This is a genomic window from Stutzerimonas sp. S1 (genome assembly GCF_025966695.1).
GTDB lineage: Bacteria > Pseudomonadota > Gammaproteobacteria > Pseudomonadales > Pseudomonadaceae > Stutzerimonas.
This window is the reverse complement of record NZ_JAOEIY010000018.1, coordinates 1-929: the sequence shown is the minus strand read 5'-3', so window position 1 is coordinate 929 and position 929 is coordinate 1. Positions and strand designations below refer to the sequence as shown.

Annotated in this window: 1 protein-coding gene; it reads right to left on the bottom strand. The window is 55.8% G+C overall.

What is annotated here, in order from left to right; genetic code table 11:
• Positions 1 to 18 precede the first annotated feature (18 nt).
• On the bottom strand, positions 19 to 929 hold a 911-nt coding region (locus N8H22_RS20045; protein WP_264592225.1), incomplete at its 5' end, for an IS3 family transposase.

Sequence of the window (929 nt, the reverse complement as noted above, 5' to 3'; positions counted from 1 at the left end):
TGAATCGCCCCGGATTTCTTAGACACTTTCCAGGCTCAGTAAATGTCGCTTCTCAAACTCTACCGGTGACAGCTGGTTGTTGAAACCGTGTCGGCGTTTTGGGTTGTAAAACATCTCGATGTAGTCGAACACATCAGCGCGTGCGTCCTGTCTGGTGCTATAGATTTTTCGCCTGATCCGTTCCCGCTTCAGCAACTGGAAAAAGCTTTCCGCTACTGCGTTGTCATGGCAATTGCCGCGCCGACTCATGCTGCCAAGCAAGTTGTTGGCTTTCAGGAAGCTCTGCCAGTCGCCGCTGCTGAACTGGCTCCCCTGATCTGAGTGAATCATCACTTCCTGCTTTGGCTTACGCCGCCAAACTGCCATCAGCAACGCATCAATAGCCAGGTCGCTGGTCATCTGCGGTTTCATTGACCAACCGATTACCTGCCGCGAGAACAGATCGAGCACCACCGCCAAATACAACCAGCCCTCATAGGTGCGGATGTAGGTGATGTCCGTGACCCAGACCTTGTTGGGTTCGGTGACATTGAATCGGCGCTCCAGATGATTCGGTGAAGCCGCTGGAGGCTTACCACCATAGCGGCCCGGTCGGCGGCGATACCCTGTCTGTGAGCGCAGCCCTTCCAAGCGCATCAGTCGAGCAACACGATGCTTGCCGCATGCTTCTCCAAGCTCACGCAGGTCGTCGTGGATTTTGCGGTAGCCGTACACACCGCCGCTCTCTAGCCACGCGTGCTTGATCAGTCCAAGCAGGCGTTGATCATCCTTGGCTCGTGCCGACTTCGGTTCAGCCAGCCACGCGTAGTAACCACTGGCATGTACTTTCAGCGTCAGGCACAGGCGGCGAACCGAATAGTCAGCGGATAGCTGGTTGATGAAGGCGTACTTCAGCCGCACTCCTTGGCAAAGTACGCGGCGGCCTTTTT